Annotated in this window: 17 protein-coding genes, 1 tRNA gene, 1 pseudogene and 1 riboswitch; of the genes and pseudogenes, 11 read left to right on the plus strand and 8 right to left on the minus strand. The window is 75.0% G+C overall.

The annotated features are described in order from the left end of the window. Entirely contained in the window at window positions 1-549 is a 549-nt protein-coding gene (locus ACI791_RS00985) for a pirin family protein (RefSeq protein WP_456584328.1), read from the minus strand. A gap of 100 nt (window positions 550-649) precedes the next feature. Here ACI791_RS00985 and ACI791_RS00990 point away from each other — a divergent pair, with 100 nt between their 5' ends. The 6 genes from ACI791_RS00990 to ACI791_RS01015 all read left to right on the plus strand — a co-directional run bounded on the left by ACI791_RS00990 (window position 650) and on the right by ACI791_RS01015 (window position 7,299). Next, on the plus strand, window positions 650-1,828 hold the full coding sequence (locus tag ACI791_RS00990; RefSeq protein ID WP_456584329.1) for a PucR family transcriptional regulator: 1,179 nt from the start codon (window positions 650-652) through the stop codon (window positions 1,826-1,828). 159 nt (window positions 1,829-1,987) lie between these two features. Next, complete coding sequence (locus tag ACI791_RS00995; protein WP_456584330.1) at window positions 1,988-3,190, plus strand: acyltransferase domain-containing protein; 1,203 nt, start codon at window positions 1,988-1,990, stop codon at window positions 3,188-3,190. Further along, window positions 3,187-4,155 (plus strand): beta-ketoacyl-ACP synthase III, encoded by a 969-nt coding sequence (locus ACI791_RS01000; protein WP_456584331.1) that lies wholly within the window; start codon window positions 3,187-3,189, stop codon window positions 4,153-4,155. The genes ACI791_RS00995 and ACI791_RS01000 overlap by 4 nt, the downstream gene beginning before the upstream one ends. 82 nt (window positions 4,156-4,237) lie before the next feature. After that, complete coding sequence (locus tag ACI791_RS01005) at window positions 4,238-4,480, plus strand: acyl carrier protein (RefSeq protein ID WP_347060094.1); 243 nt, start codon at window positions 4,238-4,240, stop codon at window positions 4,478-4,480. Between the two features lie 87 nt (window positions 4,481-4,567). Next, on the plus strand, window positions 4,568-5,809 hold the full coding sequence (locus tag ACI791_RS01010) for a beta-ketoacyl-[acyl-carrier-protein] synthase family protein (RefSeq protein ID WP_456584332.1): 1,242 nt from the start codon (window positions 4,568-4,570) through the stop codon (window positions 5,807-5,809). A gap of 77 nt (window positions 5,810-5,886) precedes the next feature. Beyond that, window positions 5,887-7,299, plus strand: a complete 1,413-nt coding sequence (locus ACI791_RS01015; RefSeq protein ID WP_456584333.1) for an acyl-CoA carboxylase subunit beta — start codon at window positions 5,887-5,889, stop codon at window positions 7,297-7,299. 261 nt (window positions 7,300-7,560) lie between these two features. Here the strand turns inward: ACI791_RS01015 and ACI791_RS01020 are convergent, their stop codons facing one another. Continuing rightward, entirely contained in the window at window positions 7,561-8,061 is a 501-nt protein-coding gene (locus tag ACI791_RS01020) for a DUF3145 domain-containing protein (RefSeq protein WP_347060091.1), read from the minus strand. Window positions 8,062-8,611: 550 nt separating this feature from the next. Here ACI791_RS01020 and ACI791_RS01025 point away from each other — a divergent pair. Beyond that, a complete protein-coding gene (locus tag ACI791_RS01025; protein WP_456584334.1) occupies window positions 8,612-9,487 on the plus strand; it encodes a maleylpyruvate isomerase family mycothiol-dependent enzyme in 876 nt (291 codons plus the stop codon). Between the two features lie 147 nt (window positions 9,488-9,634). Here the strand turns inward: ACI791_RS01025 and ACI791_RS01030 are convergent. Next, window positions 9,635-10,165, minus strand: a pseudogene (locus tag ACI791_RS01030) (TVP38/TMEM64 family protein); the annotation flags it as partial. Between the two features lie 46 nt (window positions 10,166-10,211). Next, a complete protein-coding gene (locus ACI791_RS01035; RefSeq protein WP_456584335.1) occupies window positions 10,212-11,429 on the minus strand; it encodes a murein hydrolase activator EnvC family protein in 1,218 nt (405 codons plus the stop codon). 10 nt (window positions 11,430-11,439) lie between these two features. After that, window positions 11,440-11,596, minus strand: a riboswitch (cyclic di-AMP (ydaO/yuaA leader). 150 nt (window positions 11,597-11,746) lie between these two features. Here ACI791_RS01035 and ACI791_RS01040 point away from each other — a divergent pair. Next, window positions 11,747-11,820 (plus strand) — tRNA-Ile (locus ACI791_RS01040). Window positions 11,821-12,394: 574 nt separating this feature from the next. Here ACI791_RS01040 and ACI791_RS01045 read toward each other — a convergent pair. The 3 genes from ACI791_RS01045 to ACI791_RS01055 are packed head-to-tail and all read right to left on the minus strand — an operon-like array spanning window position 12,395 to window position 15,035. Continuing rightward, the gene (locus tag ACI791_RS01045; RefSeq protein ID WP_456584336.1) at window positions 12,395-13,795 is read right to left on the minus strand and encodes an esterase/lipase family protein; all 1,401 of its coding nucleotides are present in this window, start codon (window positions 13,793-13,795) and stop codon (window positions 12,395-12,397) included. Beyond that, window positions 13,792-14,565 carry a hypothetical protein gene (locus ACI791_RS01050; RefSeq protein WP_456584337.1) on the minus strand — a complete coding sequence of 258 codons (774 nt, stop codon included), beginning with the start codon at window positions 14,563-14,565 and terminating at the stop codon, window positions 13,792-13,794. Before ACI791_RS01050 ends, ACI791_RS01045 begins: the two co-directional genes overlap by 4 nt. Window positions 14,566-14,618: 53 nt before the next feature. Then, window positions 14,619-15,035, minus strand: a complete 417-nt coding sequence (locus ACI791_RS01055; RefSeq protein ID WP_456584338.1) for a hypothetical protein — start codon at window positions 15,033-15,035, stop codon at window positions 14,619-14,621. Window positions 15,036-15,205: 170 nt separating this feature from the next. On the opposite strand from ACI791_RS01055, the gene ACI791_RS01060 reads away from it, so the two are divergent. Beyond that, window positions 15,206-15,622: a PaaI family thioesterase gene (locus tag ACI791_RS01060; protein WP_456584339.1), complete on the plus strand. Its 417-nt coding sequence runs from the start codon at window positions 15,206-15,208 to the stop codon at window positions 15,620-15,622. Between the two features lie 6 nt (window positions 15,623-15,628). On the opposite strand, the gene ACI791_RS01065 is transcribed toward ACI791_RS01060, so the two are convergent. After that, window positions 15,629-16,918 carry a hydroxyacid-oxoacid transhydrogenase gene (locus ACI791_RS01065; RefSeq protein ID WP_456584340.1) on the minus strand — a complete coding sequence of 430 codons (1,290 nt, stop codon included), beginning with the start codon at window positions 16,916-16,918 and terminating at the stop codon, window positions 15,629-15,631. A gap of 234 nt (window positions 16,919-17,152) precedes the next feature. Here ACI791_RS01065 and ACI791_RS01070 point away from each other — a divergent pair, with 234 nt between their 5' ends. After that, window positions 17,153-17,374, plus strand: coding sequence for a hypothetical protein (locus ACI791_RS01070; RefSeq protein ID WP_456584341.1), 222 nt, complete (start codon window positions 17,153-17,155; stop codon window positions 17,372-17,374). 6 nt (window positions 17,375-17,380) lie between these two features. Continuing rightward, on the plus strand, window positions 17,381-19,030 hold the full coding sequence (locus ACI791_RS01075; protein ID WP_456584342.1) for an AMP-binding protein: 1,650 nt from the start codon (window positions 17,381-17,383) through the stop codon (window positions 19,028-19,030).

Here is a 19,030-nt window from a genome sequence, read left to right on the forward strand (position 1 = left end):
TCACGACTCTGCCCAGTCGGGGCGTCCCGCGTCCACCTGCCACACCACGAGGGTCACGGCCTCCCCCGCGCGGACCGGGCCCGCCTCGTGCACGAGCACGCCCGCGGCCCCGGCGACCAGGACGACGCCCGCCGGTGGGGTCACCTCCTCGCCCTGGACCGTCCGGCCCACCCACAGCCGGGCGTCGTCCCGGCCCAGGTCGAGCCATCCACCGGCCGCCCGGTGCACCTCGTGCGCGGCCGGAACTCCCGGGGTCGCGCTGCGCAGGTAGCACTGCAGCACCCGGGCGCCGCGGTCGCCGGCCACCTCGTCGTGCGCCAGGCCGGTGCCGGCGCGCAGCACCGCCACGTCACCGGCGCCGACGGCGGCCCCCGCCCCCCAGCGGTGGGTCAGCGTCCCGGCCAGGACGACGGCGACGACGTCGACCGCCCGGTGCTCGTGCACGCCGTAGCCCACCCCCGGGGCCAGCCGGTCGTCGGCGATCCGCAGCAGCGGGCCGAGGGAGCCGTCGTCGGGGGCGAGCAGCACCCGGGAGTCGGGCCCGGTCATGGCCGGCGGTGGGGGACGCGGCCGCCGGGCAGGGCGCCGACCGGGGGAACGTTCACGACTCCACTCTCCCCGACCCGGCCCGGCGTGACACGCTGACGGCGTGAGCCGGGTGACCAACCGCCCGCCGAGCGACGCCACGCTCCGGCGGCTGGAGCGAGCATCCGGGTCGTTGGCCACCCAGGCCGTCGCCCGGATGGACGACGACCTGCCCTGGTTCCGCGCCATGCCGGCCGACCAGCGCTCGTGGGTCACCCTCGTGGCGCAGGCCGGGATCGCCTCCCTGGTCGAGTGGTGCCGCAGCCCCGGGCGTCCGCCACGGCTCACCGGAGAGGTGTTCGGCGCTGCGCCCCGGGAGCTGGTGCGGGCCGTGGCGCTGAAGCAGACCGTCGACCTGATCAAGGTCACCGTCGAGGTGATGGAGGAGCGCGTCACCTCCGTGGCCGAGCCCGGCGACGAGGACACCCTGCGGCTGGCCGTGCTGCAGTTCAGCCGGGAGGTCGCCTTCGCGACCGCCCACGTCTACGCCAGCTTCGCGGAGAACCGGGGCGCCTGGGACGCGCGCCTGGAGGCCCTGGCCGTCGACGCCCTGGTGCGGGGCGAGCGGTCCGAGGAGCTCTCCGGCCGGGCCGCGGCGCTGGGCTGGGCCGCCGGCACCCCCGCCCTCGTCGTCGTGGGCGCCGCCCCCACGGGGGTGGACGACCCGCACGGCGCGGTCCGCCGCACCGCCCGCGGCCTGCGCTGCGACGTGCTGGTCGGCGTGCACGCCGAGCAGCTGGTGGTCGTGCTGGGCAGCACCGAGGACCTCGAGGGCGCGGCCGAGCGGCTCAGCGACGAGTTCGGCGACGGGCCCGTGGTGACCGGCCCGGTGGTCGACGGGCTGGGGCGGGCGGCCGTCTCCGCGGCGGCCGCGCTCGCCGGGCTGCGGGCGGCCCGCGCCTGGCCGGAGGCGCCGCGCCCGGTGCCGGCCGACGCGCTGCTGGCCGAGCGGGCGCTCGACGGCGATCCGCTGGCCCGGGTGGCCCTCCAGGAGCAGGTGGCCGCGCCGCTGCGCTCGGCCGGCGGCGGGGTGCTCGAGACGGTGCGGGCGGTCCTGAGCAGCGGGGGCAACCTGGAGGCGAGCGCCCGGTCGATCTTCGTGCACCCCAACACGGTGCGGTACCGGCTCAAGCGGGCCGCGGAGCTCACCGGGCTGTCCGCCACCGACCCGCGCGGCAGCTGGACGCTGCAGATCGCCCTCGCCCTCGCCGAGCTGGACCGCGACCGGTCGCTCTGGCACTGAGCCGGCCTCCGAGGTCACCAGGCGTGCGGTTCCCACCACGATCGAGCCCCGCACCGGCTGTGGATCATGCATGTGTTGGAGGAATCCCACAAAGATCAACGGTGCGCTTTCGTTCGCCCGCGCCGCGCGGGAACGGATGATCACTGGCACGGTGATGGGGTGCTCGCCGTCCTCGCCCCTGGTCAGGGTGCCCAGAAGCCAGGAATGCTGACCGACTGGCTCGACCTGCCCGGCGCGGAGCCGTTCATCCGCTGGGCCGGCGCGATCTCCGGCGCGGACCTGCTGACGCTCGGCACCACCGGGGACGCGGAGGCGATCAAGGACACCGCCGTCACGCAGCCGCTCGTGGTCGCGATGAGCCTCTTCGTCGCCCGCGAGCTCGGCGGGCTCCCGGGCCCCGTGTCCCACACCCCCCACACCGGCCGGGACGTCGTCATCACCGGGCACAGCGTCGGCGAGCTCACCGCAGCCGCGCTCGCCGGCGTCCTGTCCGTGGAGGCGGCCATCGCGCTGACCGCCGTCCGCGGCCGGGCCATGGCCGCGGCCTGCGCCCGGACGCCCACCGGGATGTCGGCCGTGCTCGGCGGCGACCCCGACGAGGTGCTCGCCGCCATCGCGGCACACGGCCTCACCCCCGCCAACATGAACGGCGCCGGCCAGATCGTGGCCGCCGGGCCGCTCGACGGGCTCGCCGCGCTCAAGGACGGGGCCCCGGCCAAGGCCCGGGTGATGCCGCTGCCGGTCGCCGGCGCCTTCCACACCGAGTACATGGCCCCGGCCCGCGAGGAGCTCGAGGGCCTGGTCGGCGGGCTGCGGCCGGCCGACCCCAGCAGGCTGCTGCTGTCCAACGCCGACGGCGCGGCCGTCGACTCCGGCGCCCAGGCGCTGTCCCGGCTCGTCAGCCAGGTCACCAGCCCGGTGCGCTTCGACTCGTGCCTGGCGACCATGCGCCAGCTCGGCGTCACCGCCGTCATCGAGCTCCCTCCGGCCGGTGCGCTCGCCGGGCTGGCCAAGCGGGAGTGGAAGGGCGCGGGCATCGAGGTGCTCGCCGTGACCTCCCCGGACGACCTCGACCGCGCCCGCGAGCTCATCGCCGCCGAGCGCGGCCGCGCGGAGGCCGAGCACCTGCCCGACTGGCGGATGGTCGTGGCCCCCGCCCGCGGCACGGTCAGCCCCGCGGAGGTCGCCGAGGGCACGCACCTGCCCGCCGGCACTCCCCTGGGTTGCATCCGCGGCCGCAGGGAAGAGGTCAACGTGTCCGCCGCCTACGACGGCGTGCTGGCCGAGTGGCTGGTCCACGAGGGCGACCTCGTCGACGCCGGCGATCCGATCGCCCGGCTCTACCCGGAGGTGACCGCGTGACCCCGATCCAGCTACCTGCCGGCGCCCCCGGCGCCCGCATCCTCGGGCTCGGCAGCTACCGCCCCCGCCGGCGGGTCACCAACGACGACCTCGCCCAGCGGATGGACACCAACGACAAGTGGGTCCAGAGCCGGGTGGGCATCGCCGAGCGGCGCTGGGCCGAGCCCGACGAGACACTGCTGGAGATGAGCGTCGCGGCCGGCGGCAAGGCGCTGGCGGCCAGCGGGCTGGACGCCGCCGACCTGGACCTGGTGCTGGTGGCCTCGGCCAGCCTGCCGCGGCCCATCCCCGGGCTCGCCCCGGAGGTCGCCCACCGGCTGGGCGCGCCCCGACCCGGCGCCTTCGACGTCAACGCCGGCTGCGCCGGATGGTGCTACGCGCTCAGCGCGGCGGCCGATGCGATCCGCAGCGGCTCGGCACGCAACGCGCTGGTCATCGGCGGCGAACGGCTCACCGACTACACCGACCTCGACGACCGGGCGACGGCGGTCATCTTCGCCGACGGCGCCGGCGCGGCCGTCGTGGGCGCCTCGGACCAACCCGCCATCGGCCCGGTCGTGTGGGGCAGCGACGGCGACCAGGCCGAGGCCATCGCCATTCCCAAAGGCGAGGTGGCGATGAGCATGGCCGGCCAGGCCGTGTACCGCTGGGCCACCACCAAGCTGACCGACACGCTCGTCGAGGCGATGCGCCGCGCCGGCGTCGGCCCCGACGACATCGACGTGTTCGCCCCGCACCAGGCGAACCTGCGGATCATCGAGCTGATGGCCAAGCGGCTGAAGCTGCCCGAGCGGACCGTCATCGCCCGCGACATCGTGCGCTCGGGCAACACGTCGTCGGCCTCGGTGCCGCTCGCGCTGTCGGCCCTGCTCGAGAGCGGCGAGGCCAAGACCGGCGACGTCGCCCTGCTGCTCGGGTACGGAGCGGGGCTGACCTTCGCCGGGCAGGTCGTCGTCCTCCCGTGAGCGCCACCACCCCAGTTCGCCGGGACACCGTGTCCCGGACGTCGGCGGGCCATGCCCGCCCCATCCGAGAGAGAGGACCCGCGTGAGCACCCAGGAGATCCAGTCCGGTCTGGCCGAGATCCTGGAGGAGGTCGCCGGGGTGTCGCCCGCCGACGCCACCCCGGAGAAGTCCTTCACCGAGGACCTCGACGTCGACTCGCTGTCGATGGTCGAGATCGCCACCGCCGTCGAGGACAAGTTCGGCGTCGCCATCCCCGACGACCAGCTCGCCAACATCAAGACCGTCGGCGACGCGATCAGCTTCATCGAGAAGAACCAGGGCTGAGCCCCGCGGGTCCCGCCGGCCGATCGCCGGCGGGACCCGCGCCCCCCGATCCGGCCCACCCGGCCGTCGTCCGCACGAGGAGATCCCATGAGCCCGTCCACCACCGACGTCGTCGTCACCGGCCTGGGTGCCACCACGCCGCTCGGCGGCGACGTGGCCAGCACCTGGGACGCCCTGCTCGCCGGGCGCTCGGGCGTCAGCCGGATCACCGACGAGTGGGTGCAGGAGTTCCCCGCCCAGCTCGTCGCCCGGCTGGCGGCCGACCCCGCCGAGCAGATCGACCGGGTCCGCGCCCGCCGGCTGGACCGCAGCCAGCAGGTGGCGGTCATCGCCGCCGAGCAGGCCTGGGCCGAGTCCGGTGCCGCCGACGCCGGCGTCGCCCCCGAGCGGATCGCGGTGGTCTTCGGCACCGGGATCGGTGGCGCGCTGACCCTGCTCGGGCAGGACGACGTCCTGGAGACGAAGGGGCCCAAGCGGGTCTCCCCCTTCACCATCCCGATGCTCATGCCCAACGGTCCGGCCGCCGCCGTCGGCCTGGCCATCGGCGCCAAGGGCGGCGTGCACGCGCCGGTCAGCGCCTGCGCCTCCGGCGCCGAGGCCATCCGCTGGGGCCTGGACCTGCTGCGGTTCGACCGGGCCGACATCGTCCTGGTCGGCGGCGCGGAGGCCTGCGTCCACCCGCTGCCGATGGCCGGGTTCGCCGCCATGCGCGCGATGTCCACCCGCAACGACGAGCCCGAGCGCGCGTCCCGCCCGTTCGACAAGGCCCGGGACGGTTTCGTCCTCGGCGAGGGCGCGGCTGCCCTGGTGCTCGAGCGGGCCGACTCCGCCGCCGCCCGGGGGGCCCGGGTGCACGCGAAGCTGGCCGGCGCCGGCGGCACCGCCGACGGCTACGACCTGGTGGCCCCGCACCCGGAGGGCGAGGGTGCCTCCCGCGCGATCACCGCCGCCCTGCGCGACGCCGGCATCTCCCCCACCGACGTCGGGCACGTCAACGCCCACGCCACGTCCACCCCGGTCGGCGACACCGCCGAGGCCTCGGCCATCCGCTCCTCCCTGGGCGAGCACGTGCTGGTCAGCGCCACCAAGAGCCAGACCGGGCACCTGCTCGGCGCCGCCGGGGCACTGGAGTCGGTCTTCACCATCCTCGCGTTGCGCGAGCAGGTCGTCCCCGCGACGGCGAACCTCGACGACCCCGACGACGACGCCGCCGTCCAGGCCCTCGACATCGTCCGGCGCGAGCCACGCCGGGCTGAACTCACCGCAGCGGTCAACGACTCCTTCGGCTTCGGCGGGCACAACATCGCGCTGGTCTTCACCACCGCCTGAAGACGGACCCCGTCCCTCTCACCCCTCGCAGGCTCGGGGAGAGCCTCCGGACGGGGCCACACGACCCGGAGGTACCCGTGACGACAGTCCAGGCGGCGCCCGCCGTGACCAGCCCCGACCCGCGCGACCCCGAGGACCGGCTGCGGCGCTTCTTCGACCACGGGTCGATGCAGCAGCTCGGCGCCCGGGACACCTCCGGGGTGCTGGCGGCCCGCGGCACGGTGTCCGGCAGCCCGGCCATCGCCTTCTGCACCGACGCCACCGTGATGGGGGGCGCGATGGGGGTCGACGGCTGCCGGCACATCGTCGACGCGGTCGACGCTGCGCTGCGCGAGCGGGTGCCCGTGATCGGCATCTGGCACTCCGGCGGGGCCCGGCTGGCGGAGGGGGTGACCGCGCTGCACGCCGTCGGTGAGGTGTTCGCGGCCATGGTGCGGGCCTCCGGGCGCATCCCGCAGATCTCGGTGGTGCTCGGCCCCGCCGCCGGTGGCGCGGCGTACGGCCCGGCCCTCACCGACCTGGTGATCATGGGGCCCGCCGGCCGGGTGTTCGTCACGGGCCCCGAGGTGGTGCGCTCGGTCACCGGCGAGAACGTGGACATGGAGAGCCTCGGCGGCCCGGACACCCACGGCCGGCGCAGCGGGGTGGTGCACGTCGTCACCGACTCCGAGCCGGCCGCGCTGGAGACCGCCCGCCTCGCCGTCGACCTGCTCGCCGCCCAGGGCACCTTCGGGTCCGCCCGGGCCGAAGCGGCCGCCGACCTCGGGGCGCTGCTGCCCGAGCAGACCAACCGGGCCTACGACGTGAAGCCGCTGGTGTCGTCGGTCCTGGACGGGCCGGGCCTGGAACTGCACCCGCGGTTCGCGCCCAACGTCGTCACCACCCTCGGCCGGCTGGCCGGGCGCACGGTCGGCGTGATCGCCAACAATCCGCTGCGCCTGGGCGGCTGCCTGGACTCCGCGTCGGCCGAGAAGGCGGCCCGGTTCGTCCGGATGTGTGACGCCTTCGGCGTCCCGCTGGTGGTGCTGGTCGACGTCCCCGGCTACCTGCCCGGCGTGGGCCAGGAGTGGGACGGCGTCGTGCGCCGCGGGGCGAAGCTGCTGCACGCCTTCGCCGAGGCCGTCGTCCCGCGGGTGACGCTGGTGACCCGGAAGTCCTACGGCGGGGCCTACATCGCGATGAACTCCCGGTCGCTGGGCGCCACCGCGGTCTTCGCCTGGCCGGGCGCCGAGGTCGCCGTCATGGGCGCGAAGGCGGCCGTCGGCATCCTGCACCGCAAGAAGCTGGCCGCGGTTCCGCCGGGCGAGCGCGAGGAGCTGCACGCCCAGCTCGCCGAAGAGCACGAGCGCATCGCCGGCGGGGTGAACCGGGCGCTGCAGATCGGCGTCGTCGACGAGGTGGTGGAGCCGGCGCAGACGCGCAGGCGGCTGATCGAGGCGCTCGCGGCCGCGCCGCTCGGTCGCGGGGCCCACGGGAACATCCCGCTCTGATCTCCGCCGCGGGGCGCCGCCCGGTGGCCGCGTGCCCGACGGTGTCCCCCGGCGGGCATCCCGGCGCCGGAGTGCCCGCGTCAGCGGCCCCGCCTCCGCGTCCGAGCCGCGGAGACGTGGTGGGTCGTCCGGGCGCCGCTTCCCCGACGGCGCCCGGACGACCGGCCCAGGCTACGACGCCGTCCCGGTCAGGCCGGGAGTGTCGTAGCGGAGTTGTTACCCGACGACCCCGCCGCGCCCGTGCCAGCGGCGGGGTCTCTCTCAGACGACCTGGTGGAGCCAGGTCACCGGGCTGCCGTCGCCGGCGTGCCGGTAGACCTCGAGATCGGCGTCCCAGGCCGCGCCCAGCAGCTGGTCGACACCGTGGCGGAACGCCTCGATCGACGTCGCGGTGGCGGCCAGGTGGCGCAGCTGCTGCTCGGTGACGATGAGGTCGCCGTTGGCGCTGGTCGGCGCCCGGAAGACCCCGTGCCCGGGCACGTAGGACATGCGCTCGCCATCGTTGCCGTGGCTGGCCTCCTCGGTGACCTCGAAGCGCAGCATCGGCCACGCGCGCAGCGCAGCGACGAGCTTGGCCCCGGTACCGGGCGAACCCGTCCACGCCACTTCAGCACGGTAGGAACCGTGCGCTGCGGGCTGCTCAGCCCACGACAGGGAGACCGGCGCGCCGACGACGCGTTCCAGCGCCCACTCGACGTGCTGGCAGAGCGCCTTCGGGCACGCGTGCACGAAGACGACACCCTGGGTTGACCGTCGCTGCACGGGGCACCTCCATCGACTCGATCGGTCTCGTCTTCCCCTACGGACCCATCGATTCGGTGACGCGCCGTTATCGGCAGTGGCGGAGCAGGGCTCCCGCGACAAGTCTGCACGATGGTGACCCCATCGCGCCAGCCCGGGTGCGACTGATGGGGCGAAAGTGGTCGGTGATGCAGGGCTCGGCGCCTTGTTGCTGGTCAGCCCGCCACTACCACGCCCACCGGGCGACGTCCAGCCACTCCAGGCTATTCACAGGCTCCCACGCCCGGCCGACGGTCCGGCGCGAGGAGCGGACGACGCCACCGAGCCCGGACTCCGGGATTCCGTTCACGGAGAGTCACGTGGCGACGCGGCTGGAGGCGTGAGCACCGTCCGGCGGCGATTACCTTCCATGGTTGTCGAACCACGAAGCGTGCGTCCGCTGCCGCCCCAGGACCGAGCAGGCCGGGGTGGTGGCGGCTGGGCCCGTTTCCGAGCGGGACGGCGTCGCCGTTCCCATGCCTGGCCCGGCGGAGCCCCGGGTAGGGGGCCTGACGTGGGCGGACACCAGGGGATGGCCGAGGCAGATCGTGACGAGGTCGCCGGCATGGTGCTCGGCGCGTGGGATGCCTTCCTGGCGCAGGCCGCGTCGATCGACCTCGGCCGCCCGTCGCGCCTGCCCGGTTGGCGGGCGCACGAGATCTGCGTGCACCTGGGCTGCTGGGACGACCACGCCGCGCTGCACGACCTCATCGCCTCCGCGCGGGCCGGTGGGCCGGGAACGCCACCGGACCCCGACGCGGTGAACGCCCGGGTCACGGCCGCGCACCGCGACGCCTCCCGCGAGGAGGTGCTGGCCGCGCTGCGCCGCAACCGCGAGACGACCGCGCGCTACCTGGCCGACGAGCCCGTGGAGCTCGACACCGCACCGGCGGTCTCCGTCGTGGGCCGGCTACCGCTGCTGAGCGTCGTGCTCGGCCAGGCCTACGAGCTCGCCGTCCACGGACTGGACCTCGTCTCGTGCGGGGCCGAGCCGCCGCCGGCGGACGTCCTGCAGTCCGGCCTGGCGGCGCTGACCGACGTGACCGGTGCCCTGGCCGCCTCGACCGGCATCTCCGGGCGCGTCAGCCTCGTCACGCCGGACGGGGGCTGGGGGTTCACCGCGCACGGAGGCGGCTGGCAGGTGCGCCGCGTGCCGGCCGGCGTCGTCGACGGGCCGGCCGTCGAGGCCGCGGCCGACCTGCTTCTCGATGCCGCCTCCGGCCGGGTCAACCCGGTTCCGGCTGTGGCCCGCCGCGCGCTCAAGGTGCACGACGTCGGCGGGCTGCTGCAGCTCGCGCCCATCGTCCAGAAGGTGCCGGGCATCCCCGGCGGGCCGATCCTGCAGCTCGCGGCGCGCACCGTGGGCGGCGCCGGGGGGCTGCTGGGCCGGTTGTTCGGGCGCGGCTAGATCCGCTCCTGGCTCCGCCCGGCGTCGCCGCCACCGGTGCCAGGCGGCGGCGACGCCGAGGACCAGCACGACCACGACAGCGACGACCGGCAGGGCCGACGGCGTGCCCACCCACGCGACGACGGCACCCGCCGAGGCGCCGACGCCCACCTGGACCACCGTGCCGGGCACCAGCCCGACCGCGGTGGCGGCCACGTAGGTCCGCGGCCGGACGCCGCTGAGGCCGGCGGCGTAGTTGACCACGACGAACGGCATCATCGGGATCAGCCGGCCCGCCAGCACGGCGACGAAGCCCCGGTCGGTGAACAACCGGTCGGCGCTCCTCACCCGCGGGCCCGCCAGCCGCTCGGCAGCCGGCCGGCCCAGCCCGCGCGCGAGCGCGAAGGCGACCAGGGCCGCCAGCAGCGAGCCGGTGAGCACCACGGCCACCCCGAAGCCGAAGCCCAGGACGGCCCCGGCCAGCGCGGCGACCAGCGAACGCGGCACCGGCGCCAGCAGCACCGCCACCTGGCCGGCGATCAGCAGCGCCCAGGTGCCGGCGTCCCCGTGCTCGATCCAGCCGCGCACCGTGGTCCGGCCGGGGAGGTCGACGACGAGGGCCACGACCACCCCCGCGAGCAGCAGCGCGACGAGCAGCCCGGCGCGCAGCCAGGTGCCCTCCCCCGCCGTCGTCCGCACGGCACCATCCTGGACGACGCCGTGCGGCCGATGCGGACGAGCCGGATCAGCCGCAGCTGCCGCCGAGGGAGATGCCGCGCTGGGCCAGCCACGGCACCGGGTTGGTCCGGTCGGCGTAGAGGCCCCCGCGGTGCACCTCGAAGTGCAGGTGCGGCCCGGTGGACTGGCCGCGGTTGCCGACCTCGGCGATCTGCTGACCGCCCTCCACGACCTGGCCCGGAGTCACGAAGAACTGGTTGATGTGGCCGTAGACGGTGATCACGCCGTCGTGGTGCTGGATGGCGACCGCGAGACCGAACCCGCTGGCCGGCCCCGCCTGCAGGACGACGCCCGGCTCCGGCGTGAAGATCGGGGTGCCGATCGACGCCGCGATGTCCACGCCGAGGTGCATGGTGCCCCAGCGGGCGCCGTAGCAGGACGTGACCCGGCCCTGGGTGAGACCGGTGCCACCACCGGCCGCGGTGACCGCGCCGACGGCCTGCTCGGCGGCCTGGAGCTGGTTCCAGGTACCCGCCGGATCGGCGGTGCCCTGCATGCTCAGCATCCGGATCTCCGCCTCGCGCAGCTGCTCGTCCAGCGCCGCCTTCTCCGCGCTGAGCGCGTCGAACTCGGCCTGCGCCTCGGCGAGGAGGGCATCGACGGCCACCTGGGCCTCCTGGGCGGTGCGTGCGGCCGCGTCCCGCTGGGCGACGGCGGCGCGCGCCTCCTCGTCCAGCCGGGCCTCCCGCGCCTCGGCCACCCGGAGCTCCTCGAGCACCTCGGCCCGGTCCTCGCCGAGGAGCTCGAGCGTGGCGGCCTGCTGGAGCAGCTCTCCGGGGCCCTCGGCGTGCAGCACCATCTCCATCTCGCTGAACGTCTCGTCCTGGCCCATGTAGGCCTCCCGGCCGAGGGCCGCGACGTCGCCCTGGGTGCGCGCCACGGCCGCGCGGACAGCGGCGAGTTCGGCCGCGATGGCGTCGGCGTGCTGCTGGGCGGTCGCCAGCTCGGCCTCCGCCTGCAGCACGGCGCCGCTGGCCTCCTCGGCGCGGAGCGTCATCTGCTCCAGCCGGGCCTCGGCGTCCTTGACCCGCTGCTCGATGGAGGCGACCTCCTGGGCGACGCGGTCGTGCTCGCTCTTCGCGTCGCCGGGTGCGGCCGTCGCAGCCGTCGTCCCCAGCAGGGAGAGGGCCAGCAGAGCGGTCAGTGCGGTGGCGGCCCGACCGATGCGGCGGAGGCCCCCGCGAGTCGGCACGGTGGGGTGGTGCTGGTCGTGCGAGGTCGCCAAGGCGACGGTCTCCGTTCCTCGGTCCGCCTACCAGGTCAGCTGACGGGTTCGGGCCGGAACGTGGCCCTACCCACCTGCCCGTGGAGGCGCAGGCGGGATTCACCCCAGAGAACATGGGTCCCCGGTCCATCCGGCCATCCGGCCGCACGGTTCGGCGGGGTCCGCCCGAGCCCCCGGGTTCGGGAGCGAGGTCAGGTGGACCGCGGCAGACAGTACAAGCGGATCGGCCAGATGTCACAGCCCGGTAACGAGACGCACCTCCTGACACGGGCGGGTCCGAGCGGTGCGTCGCCTCGATCTGGCAGGCTGTCAACGCAGGGGCGGTAGCTCAGCCGGTCAGAGCATGGGACTCATAATCCCTGGGTCGTGGGTTCGAGCCCCACCCGCCCCACCGGTCTTGACCTGCGCTTTCACGCCTCGTGGTGGCACCGCCGCCGCCCCCGCGCCCTGGAGGTGGCACGACGCGGGGGCGTCGGCGCAGCCCCCTGCTGCGCAGGATGAGGCTCCGCCTCGACCTCAAACGCAGCACGAACCGTGATCTCCGCCTCGTCGGGACGATCCACCGCCATCGATGCCCGAATCGTGCCCGGCGCCACGGCGACGAGGACGAGCCGTCGACGCGCCGACCGCGCCCCCGACGCCCTGGTGCTCAGAGGCTGCGGAGTTGCCGAACCGTCCAGGACGAGGGGCCCAAGGCGCCGGCGCAGCACTACTGCGGCCGGGGTCCCCCTTCGCCTCCAGCGGCGCGCGCTGGGCCCCGTCGAGCAGGTCGACCGCGATCGCACACCCCTCGCCGGCTCGACCGGGTCGACCACGTCGTCACGGGCGACGAGCTGCCGCCCGATCCCGATGCCGATCGTCTCGATGGGCACCGCCGGATCCCCGGAGGGCCCGCAGCCCGCCAGCACCAGCACGGCCGCGCCGCCCGTGAGGCGGCAGGCCGTCGGTCGGGTCGGGGCGCCGGGTCATCTCCTGCCGATCTCGTAGACGTGCGCGACCACCGTCGCCTCCTCTCCGGGCCCGACCAGGAAGGGCGCGGCGCCGGCCCGGAAGGCGACCAACGACGGGTCGTCGCTGGCGTCGATGGCGCGGGCGGCCGACCGGTACGCCGTCCCGATGCCGTGGTTGTCCGCGATGCTGCCGTACTGGCCGTCGAAGGTGACCGTGGTGACGTTCGGGCTGTCGTCGTTGTCCCGGCTGTCCAGCTGCGGAACGACGTCGTGCGCGTTCTCCAGCGCCAGCACCTGCACCGACGACGGCACCTCCGCCCGCGCGATGGGTGAGCCGGTGGTGACCACGCTGCGCACGTCGAAGTCGAAGTCCGGCGTGCCGGCGTCGGCGGCCGCCTGGACGGCGACCATGCCGCCCTGGCTGTGCCCGACGAGCATCACCGGGTCGGCGGGGCCTGCCCCCGCTCGCCGAAGCGCCTCAGCGATCGCCTGCTGACGGGTGGTGGCGTCGCCGCCGAGCACCCGAACGTTGGTGCCCAGGTCGTGGGTCTGCGGGTTGACCGGCCCGAACGGCGCCTTCCAGTCGGCGGTGCCGGGGATGTCGACGACGTAGGCGGTGCTGCCGTTGGCGGAGGTGACCACCCGGACGGCGATCGTGTCGTGCTCGGGGCCGGAGCGCAGCGCGCGGACCTCGAGCGCCCCGAGCAAGTCGTCCACGCCCCGCGGTGCGACGACCGCGGGTCCCGAGTCGTCGCCGGGCAACGGCGTGACCACCGGGCTCCCGTCCGGCCACAGCCGGCCGAGCCGCCGAGCCGCCACCCGGACGTCTGCCCCGCCGAGCCACGGCCCGGTCAGCCCGACGGTCAGCAGGCTGATGCTGCTGCCGAGACCGGGCAGCGCGCCCATGACGTCGTCGACCAGCCCGGGGTGCTCGGTCACCCAGCGCTCGGGGTCGTCGAGCACGGCGGCGACGTCGGCCGCGACCCCGAAGGGGTCGGTTGCGACCCGGCCGGCGCCGCCGAGGACCAGTGCCCCTGCCGCAACCGGCCAGAGGAACCCGGTGGCCCACTCCAGGGCGTCGGCCAGCTCGGCCAGTGCGCGGTCCGCGGCCTCGTAGGCGGCGGCCGCGCCCTGCAGGACCACCGCCCGGGCGGCGAACCGCGCGGCGAGCACGGTGAGCCCGTCCGGGCCGTCCAGCGCGTCCAGCAGCGCGGCATCGAACCGGGCCACGCCTGCCGGGTCGAGCAGGGCGGAGGCCAGCAGGTCGGGGTCGGCCAGCACCGGGCGGCAGCGGGCGCTGGCGCTCGCGAGCTCCTCGGCCAGACCGGTGCTGCCGCGGGCGAGGGTGACCAGGTCGGCCAGGTCGGCCTCGATCCCGCCGGCGCCGCCGCGGACCGAGATCCCCGGTGCGGTCACGCCCGGCCTTCCAGGAGCGCCGCCACCGTCGGCGCGATCCAGGCACCGAGATCGGCCGGCCGCACCGGCACCACGTCGACGACCCGCCGCGGCGAGCCGCCGGGGTGGGGACGCAGGCCGACCCAGCCGCCGTCGGTGGCCAGCCACGAGACCTGCCCGGCCCCGACCGGTCCACCGGCGCCCCCCAGCACGAGGCAGTCGAGCGATCCGGCCGTGCGCCGCAGCAGCTCCCCGGCCAGCGCCGCCTCCGCCGCGGTCGGCGGCGGCCCACCCCTCCCCGCCGGTGCGGCGTCCAGCAGGCCCAGCGGCAGGGCCCCGGTCGGCGGGGCGCCACCGCGGGCGGTCGGCCCCGTCACGGCGGCGGCCTCCGGCACAGCCCGTGCCAGCTCGGCACCGAGACCGGCGGCGGGGGCCAGGGACAGCTCGATCCCGCCGTCCGGCAGGGTCAGCACGACCACGACCACCTCCGCCCCGAGGGCGAACCAGCCGTGCCGCCTCCCGGTCCGGCCGCCGGTCTCCAGCCGCACCGCCAGCAGCGGCCGGCGCAGCACCGCCAGATCGGCGGCGACGGCGGGGACCGGCTCGACCGGGCCGCCGACCGGTGCACGCAGCACCCCGCGTGCCACCAGCGCGGCGACGGCGTCGTTCGGCTGCCCGCTCCCGGGCACCTCGACCGGGAGCCCGGACGGGAAGGCACCGGGCCACTCCGCCACGAGCACGGCCCACTCCGCGGCGGTCAGGAGCAGGCGCCGGGCCGGAGCGGACGGCACCGGCGGCGCCGTTCCGGAGCGCACCGTGATGCGCACATCCCCGCCGCGCCCGGTCACCACAGGCCCAGCCGGCTCAGGCGGACCGCGGCCTGCCGCCACGCCTCCGCACCGGCCTCCGGCAGCTCGGCGAGCACGCTGCCCACGTCCTCGAGCAGCTCGTCGCTGCGGGTTGCCCGCTCGGCCGACCATGCGCGCACCTCGCGCTCGGCGCGGGCGATGGCCGCGAGCCGATCGCGGACCTCGTCGGCGTGCCGGCGCAGCAGGTCGGCGGCGGCGTCCAGCCCGTCGGCCGCGGCGTCGACCGCGGCGCAGTCGCCGGCCAGCTGCCGACGGTAGGCCGCAGCCGCCTCCGACACCCAGCGAGCCCGGTGTCCCTCCCGCCGGTGCTCATCGGCGGCGGTGCGGACCTGCCGGGCTCGCCCGCAGAGCTCGTCGGCGAGCGCATCGAGTGCAGCGGGATCTCCGTACACGCCTGCCCCACCACCCCTCCGCTTGCCCGACCGGCGGCAGCGTAGGGCGGTGCGGGCACCCACCGGAGGGCGTGCACGGGGCACTGTGGACGATCGGACGTCTCCACACGCCACGGCGGCGGCCACCGGCCGCCGCCGCTACCATGCCCGGCCACCCGAGGAGCTCCGCCGTGACCGTCCCCAGCGCCCGCGATCCCCGCATCCAGGGGGTGCTCGACATCCCGTTGCACCGGTACCTCGGGGTGGAGCTGCGCGACGAGTCCGACCCCTCGGCCGGCATCCGGTTCCCCGTCGGCCCGGCCGCGCAGAACCAGGCGGAGATGCTGCACGGCGGCATCGTCTACGCACTCCTCGACGTGGCCTCGTTCCTGGCCCTGCTGCCCAGCCTGGGCGACGGCGAGCACGCGGTGACCCACGACGTCGCCGCCTCGCTGCTCCGCCCGGTGCGCGCCGGGGCCACCGTCGACGTCGTCGGCACCGTGCTGCGCCGCGGCCGGGCCGTGGCGTTCATGCGGGCCGAGGCCACCGTCGACGGTCAGCTGGTCGCGACCGGGCAGGTCACCAAGACCGTCGTCGCCCCCCGCTGACCCCTCTCACCAGAGGGACATCGACCGCCGGAAGATGCCGGCCAGGTCGTCCTCGGTGACCTCCCGCGGGCAGGTGGCGAGCAGCCGCTGCTGCTTCATCGCGCCGTCGACGAGATCGGGGATGTCGCCTTCGCCGAAGCCCACGGCGCCGACCCCGTTGGGAATGTCGATGTCCCGCATCAGGTCGGCGAGAACGGTGGGCAGGAACTCCGACAGGTCCGAGGGGCGCTCGGCGCCCGGAGCGAGCAGCTCGGCGGCCCGCAGGTGCCGCTCGGGGGACGCCTCGAAGGTGAACCGGAAGGCCTCCGGCGCGGTCAGGGCGACCGACATCCCGTGCGGGACCATCGCCTCGCCGACCGGGTAGTGCTTCGGGTGGAAGTCCTTCACCTGCCCGGCGATCGGGTAGGCGTTGGCGTGCGGGATGTGCACGCCGGCGTTGCCGAACCCCATGCCTGCGAAGGTGGCCGCGATCGCCATGTCCGACCGCGCCTGCACGTCGTCGCCGTTGCGGACGGCGGTGCGGATGGAGCCGGCCAGCAGGGTCAGCGCCTTCTCCGACCACATGTCCGAGATCGGGTTGGAGCCGCAGTACGGCACCCGCTCCTCGGGCGACTTGCGCTCGTAGCTGGTGTACCAGCGGGCGGTGTAGCTCTCCAGCGCGTGGCACAGGATGTCCATCCCCGAGGCTGCGGTGACGCCGGCGGGCTGGCTGCGGGTCAGATCGGGGTCGATGACCGCCAGGGTCGGTCGCAGCCGGGCATGGCTGATCCCCGTCTTCACCTTCAACGACAGCACGTCCATCACGCAGATCGTGGTGCTCTCCGAGCCGGTGCCCGTCGTCGTCGGGACGGCGACCAGCGGCTTCAGCGGCTCCGACGGCGCCTGCCCCTTGCCGACAGGGACGTTGACGTAGTCCATCAGCTCGCCGGGGTTGGTGGTGAGCAGGTTGATCGCCTTGGCGGTGTCGATGCTCGACCCACCGCCCACGGCGACGAACGCGTCCCACGGACCCGAGGACCGGGCCTCCTCGATCGCCGCGATCAGGCTGACGTCGGTCGGCTCGACGTGGACGCCGTCGAACACACGGGCCTCGATGCCGAACCGGCCCATCTGCTCGGCGACCCGCTGCGGATGCCCGGTGGCCGCGACGCCCGGATCGGTCACCACGAGCACCCGCCGTACCCCGTAGCGGCTGAGGTCGTAGCCGACCTCGTCGGAGGCGCCGCTGCCGAACTTCAGCTGCGGCGCGCCGTACGTGAACACCGACTCCGGGTTGCCGGGCACGGTGCTCGTCATGGGTCCCCCTGGGCTGCTCGGGCGGAGTACGGGCTCGGTTGCACCGAATGTTGCACAGTGGTTGTGGTCGGCACCACGCGGGCGGATAGTCCAGAGCGCCGCCCCGCCCGTCGACGGACGGGCCTCTTCCGGCTCTGGAGGCCTCTGTGACGGACACCCCCGACCGCGCGCTACCTCGGTGAGCTCCCCGAGGACACGTCCACCAACTGGGGCCAGTGGGGGCCCGACGACGAGGTGATCGAGCTCAACCGCCTCCGTCCGGAGCAGGTGGTCGGGGCGGTCGAGCTTGTCCGCTCCGGCAAGGTGCTCACGATCGCCAACGAGGTCATCTCCGACCCGGACAACGGCGTGGCGGACTGCGCCGAGGACGGGCAGTACGCCCTCCTCTACGTCGCCGCGCCGCTCACGGTGGCCAAGGCGGCGGGCACGCCGGTCAACCCGGTCGTCATCAAGTAGCCCGGCATGAGCGCCTACGACGAGCGGCCCTGGCTGAAGATCTACGGGGACCAGCCGGCCGACTACGAGATCGAGTTCGAAACCGCGCTGGACATGTTCCGGGCCGGGGTGGCGCGCGACCCCGCGGCGGTGGCGCTGCGGTACTTCGACGGCGCGATCACCCGGCAGGAGCTCGACGAGCTCAGCGACGGACTGGCCGCCGGCCTGCTCGCGCACGGCTTCGGCCCCGGTGACCGGCTGGCGGTCTACCTGCAGAACGTGCCGCAGTTCGTCATCGCGATGGTCGCCTCGTGGAAGGCCGGCGGCACCATGGTGTCGACCAACCCGATGAGCCGGCAGCGGGAGCTCTCGTACCTGCTCAAGGACTCCGGGGCAGCGGTCCTGCTGTCGCTCGAGGCGCTCTACGACGGGGTGGCCCGCGAGGTGGTCCCCGACACCGACGTGCGCCTCGTGCTGACCACCAGCGAGCTGGAGTTCCAGACTCGCGACGACGAGCGGCTGTTCGCCGGCACCACCCGGCAGCGGCACGAGGGCACGACCGACCTCATGGAGCTCATCACCGCCCACCGCGGCGAGTCCCCGCCGCCGGTCGGGCTCCGGGCCGACGACGTCGCATTCCTGACCTACACGTCGGGCACGACCGGCGTGCCGAAGGGTGCGATGAACACCCACCGGAACGTGGTGTTCACCGCCCAGATCTACCGCGACTGGGTGCACGCCGGCCGGGACGGCGCCATCTTCGGCATCGCCCCGCTGTTCCACATCACCGGGCTGATCGGGCACATCGCGGTGAGCCTGCTGGCCCCGGCGCCACTCGTGCTGGCCTACCGGTTCGAGCCCCAGGTGGTGCTCGACGCCTTCGCCGAGCACCACCCGGCCTTCACCATCGGCGCCATCACCGCGTTCAGCGCGCTGCTCAACGCCCCGGGGTTCACGCGTGACCACTTCGCCTCGTTCACCTCCATCTACTCCGGCGGTGCGGCCATCTCCCCCACCGCCGAGCAGAATTTCCTGGCCGCGACCGGCAAGCAGGTGCACAACGCCTACGGCCTCACCGAGACGACGTCGCCGATGACGGTGACGCCGTTCGGGTCACCGTCGCCGGTGGACCCGACCTCGGGGGCGCTGTCGGTCGGCGTCCCGGCGCCGAACACGGTGGTGCGCATCCAGGACGACGAGGGCCGCGACCTCCCGCTCGGCGAGGTCGGGGAGATCGTGGCCGAGGGGCCGCAGGTCGTCGCCGGCTACTGGGCCAAGCCCGAGGAGACGGCGGCGAACCTGCCCGGCGGCGCGCTCAAGAGCGGCGACGTCGGGTTCATGAACCCCGACGGCTGGGTGTTCATCGTCGACCGCAAGAAGGACATGATCAACGCGTCGGGCTACAAGGTCTGGCCCCGCGAGGTCGAGGACGTGCTGGCCGAACACCCCGCCGTCCGGGAGTCCGCGGTCGTCGGCGTCCCCGACGAGAAGCGCGGCGAGACGGTGAAGGCGTTCGTCAGCCTCCGGCCCGGTGCGACGGCGACCGCCGAGGAGCTCATCGCGCACTGCAAGCAGCGGATGGCCGCCTACAAGTACCCGCGCAGCGTGGTCGTCCTCGACGAGCTGCCCAAGACGGTCACGGGCGAGATCCTCCGCCGTGAGCTGCGCGGCCAGTAG

The sequence above is a fragment of the Blastococcus sp. SYSU DS0973 genome (assembly GCF_054051055.1).

Excerpts from the sequence above, each read along its gene's own strand:
- ACI791_RS01025 (WP_456584334.1), top strand. The coding sequence starts at position 8,612 with ATGGCCGAGGCAGATCGTGACGAGGTCGCCGGCATGGTGCTCGGCGCG.
- ACI791_RS01075 (WP_456584342.1), top strand. The coding sequence starts at position 17,381 with ATGAGCGCCTACGACGAGCGGCCCTGGCTGAAGATCTACGGGGACCAG.
- ACI791_RS01010 (WP_456584332.1), top strand. The coding sequence starts at position 4,568 with ATGAGCCCGTCCACCACCGACGTCGTCGTCACCGGCCTGGGTGCCACC.
- ACI791_RS01065 (WP_456584340.1), bottom strand. The coding sequence starts at position 16,918 with ATGACGAGCACCGTGCCCGGCAACCCGGAGTCGGTGTTCACGTACGGC.
- ACI791_RS00985 (WP_456584328.1), bottom strand. The coding sequence starts at position 549 with ATGACCGGGCCCGACTCCCGGGTGCTGCTCGCCCCCGACGACGGCTCC.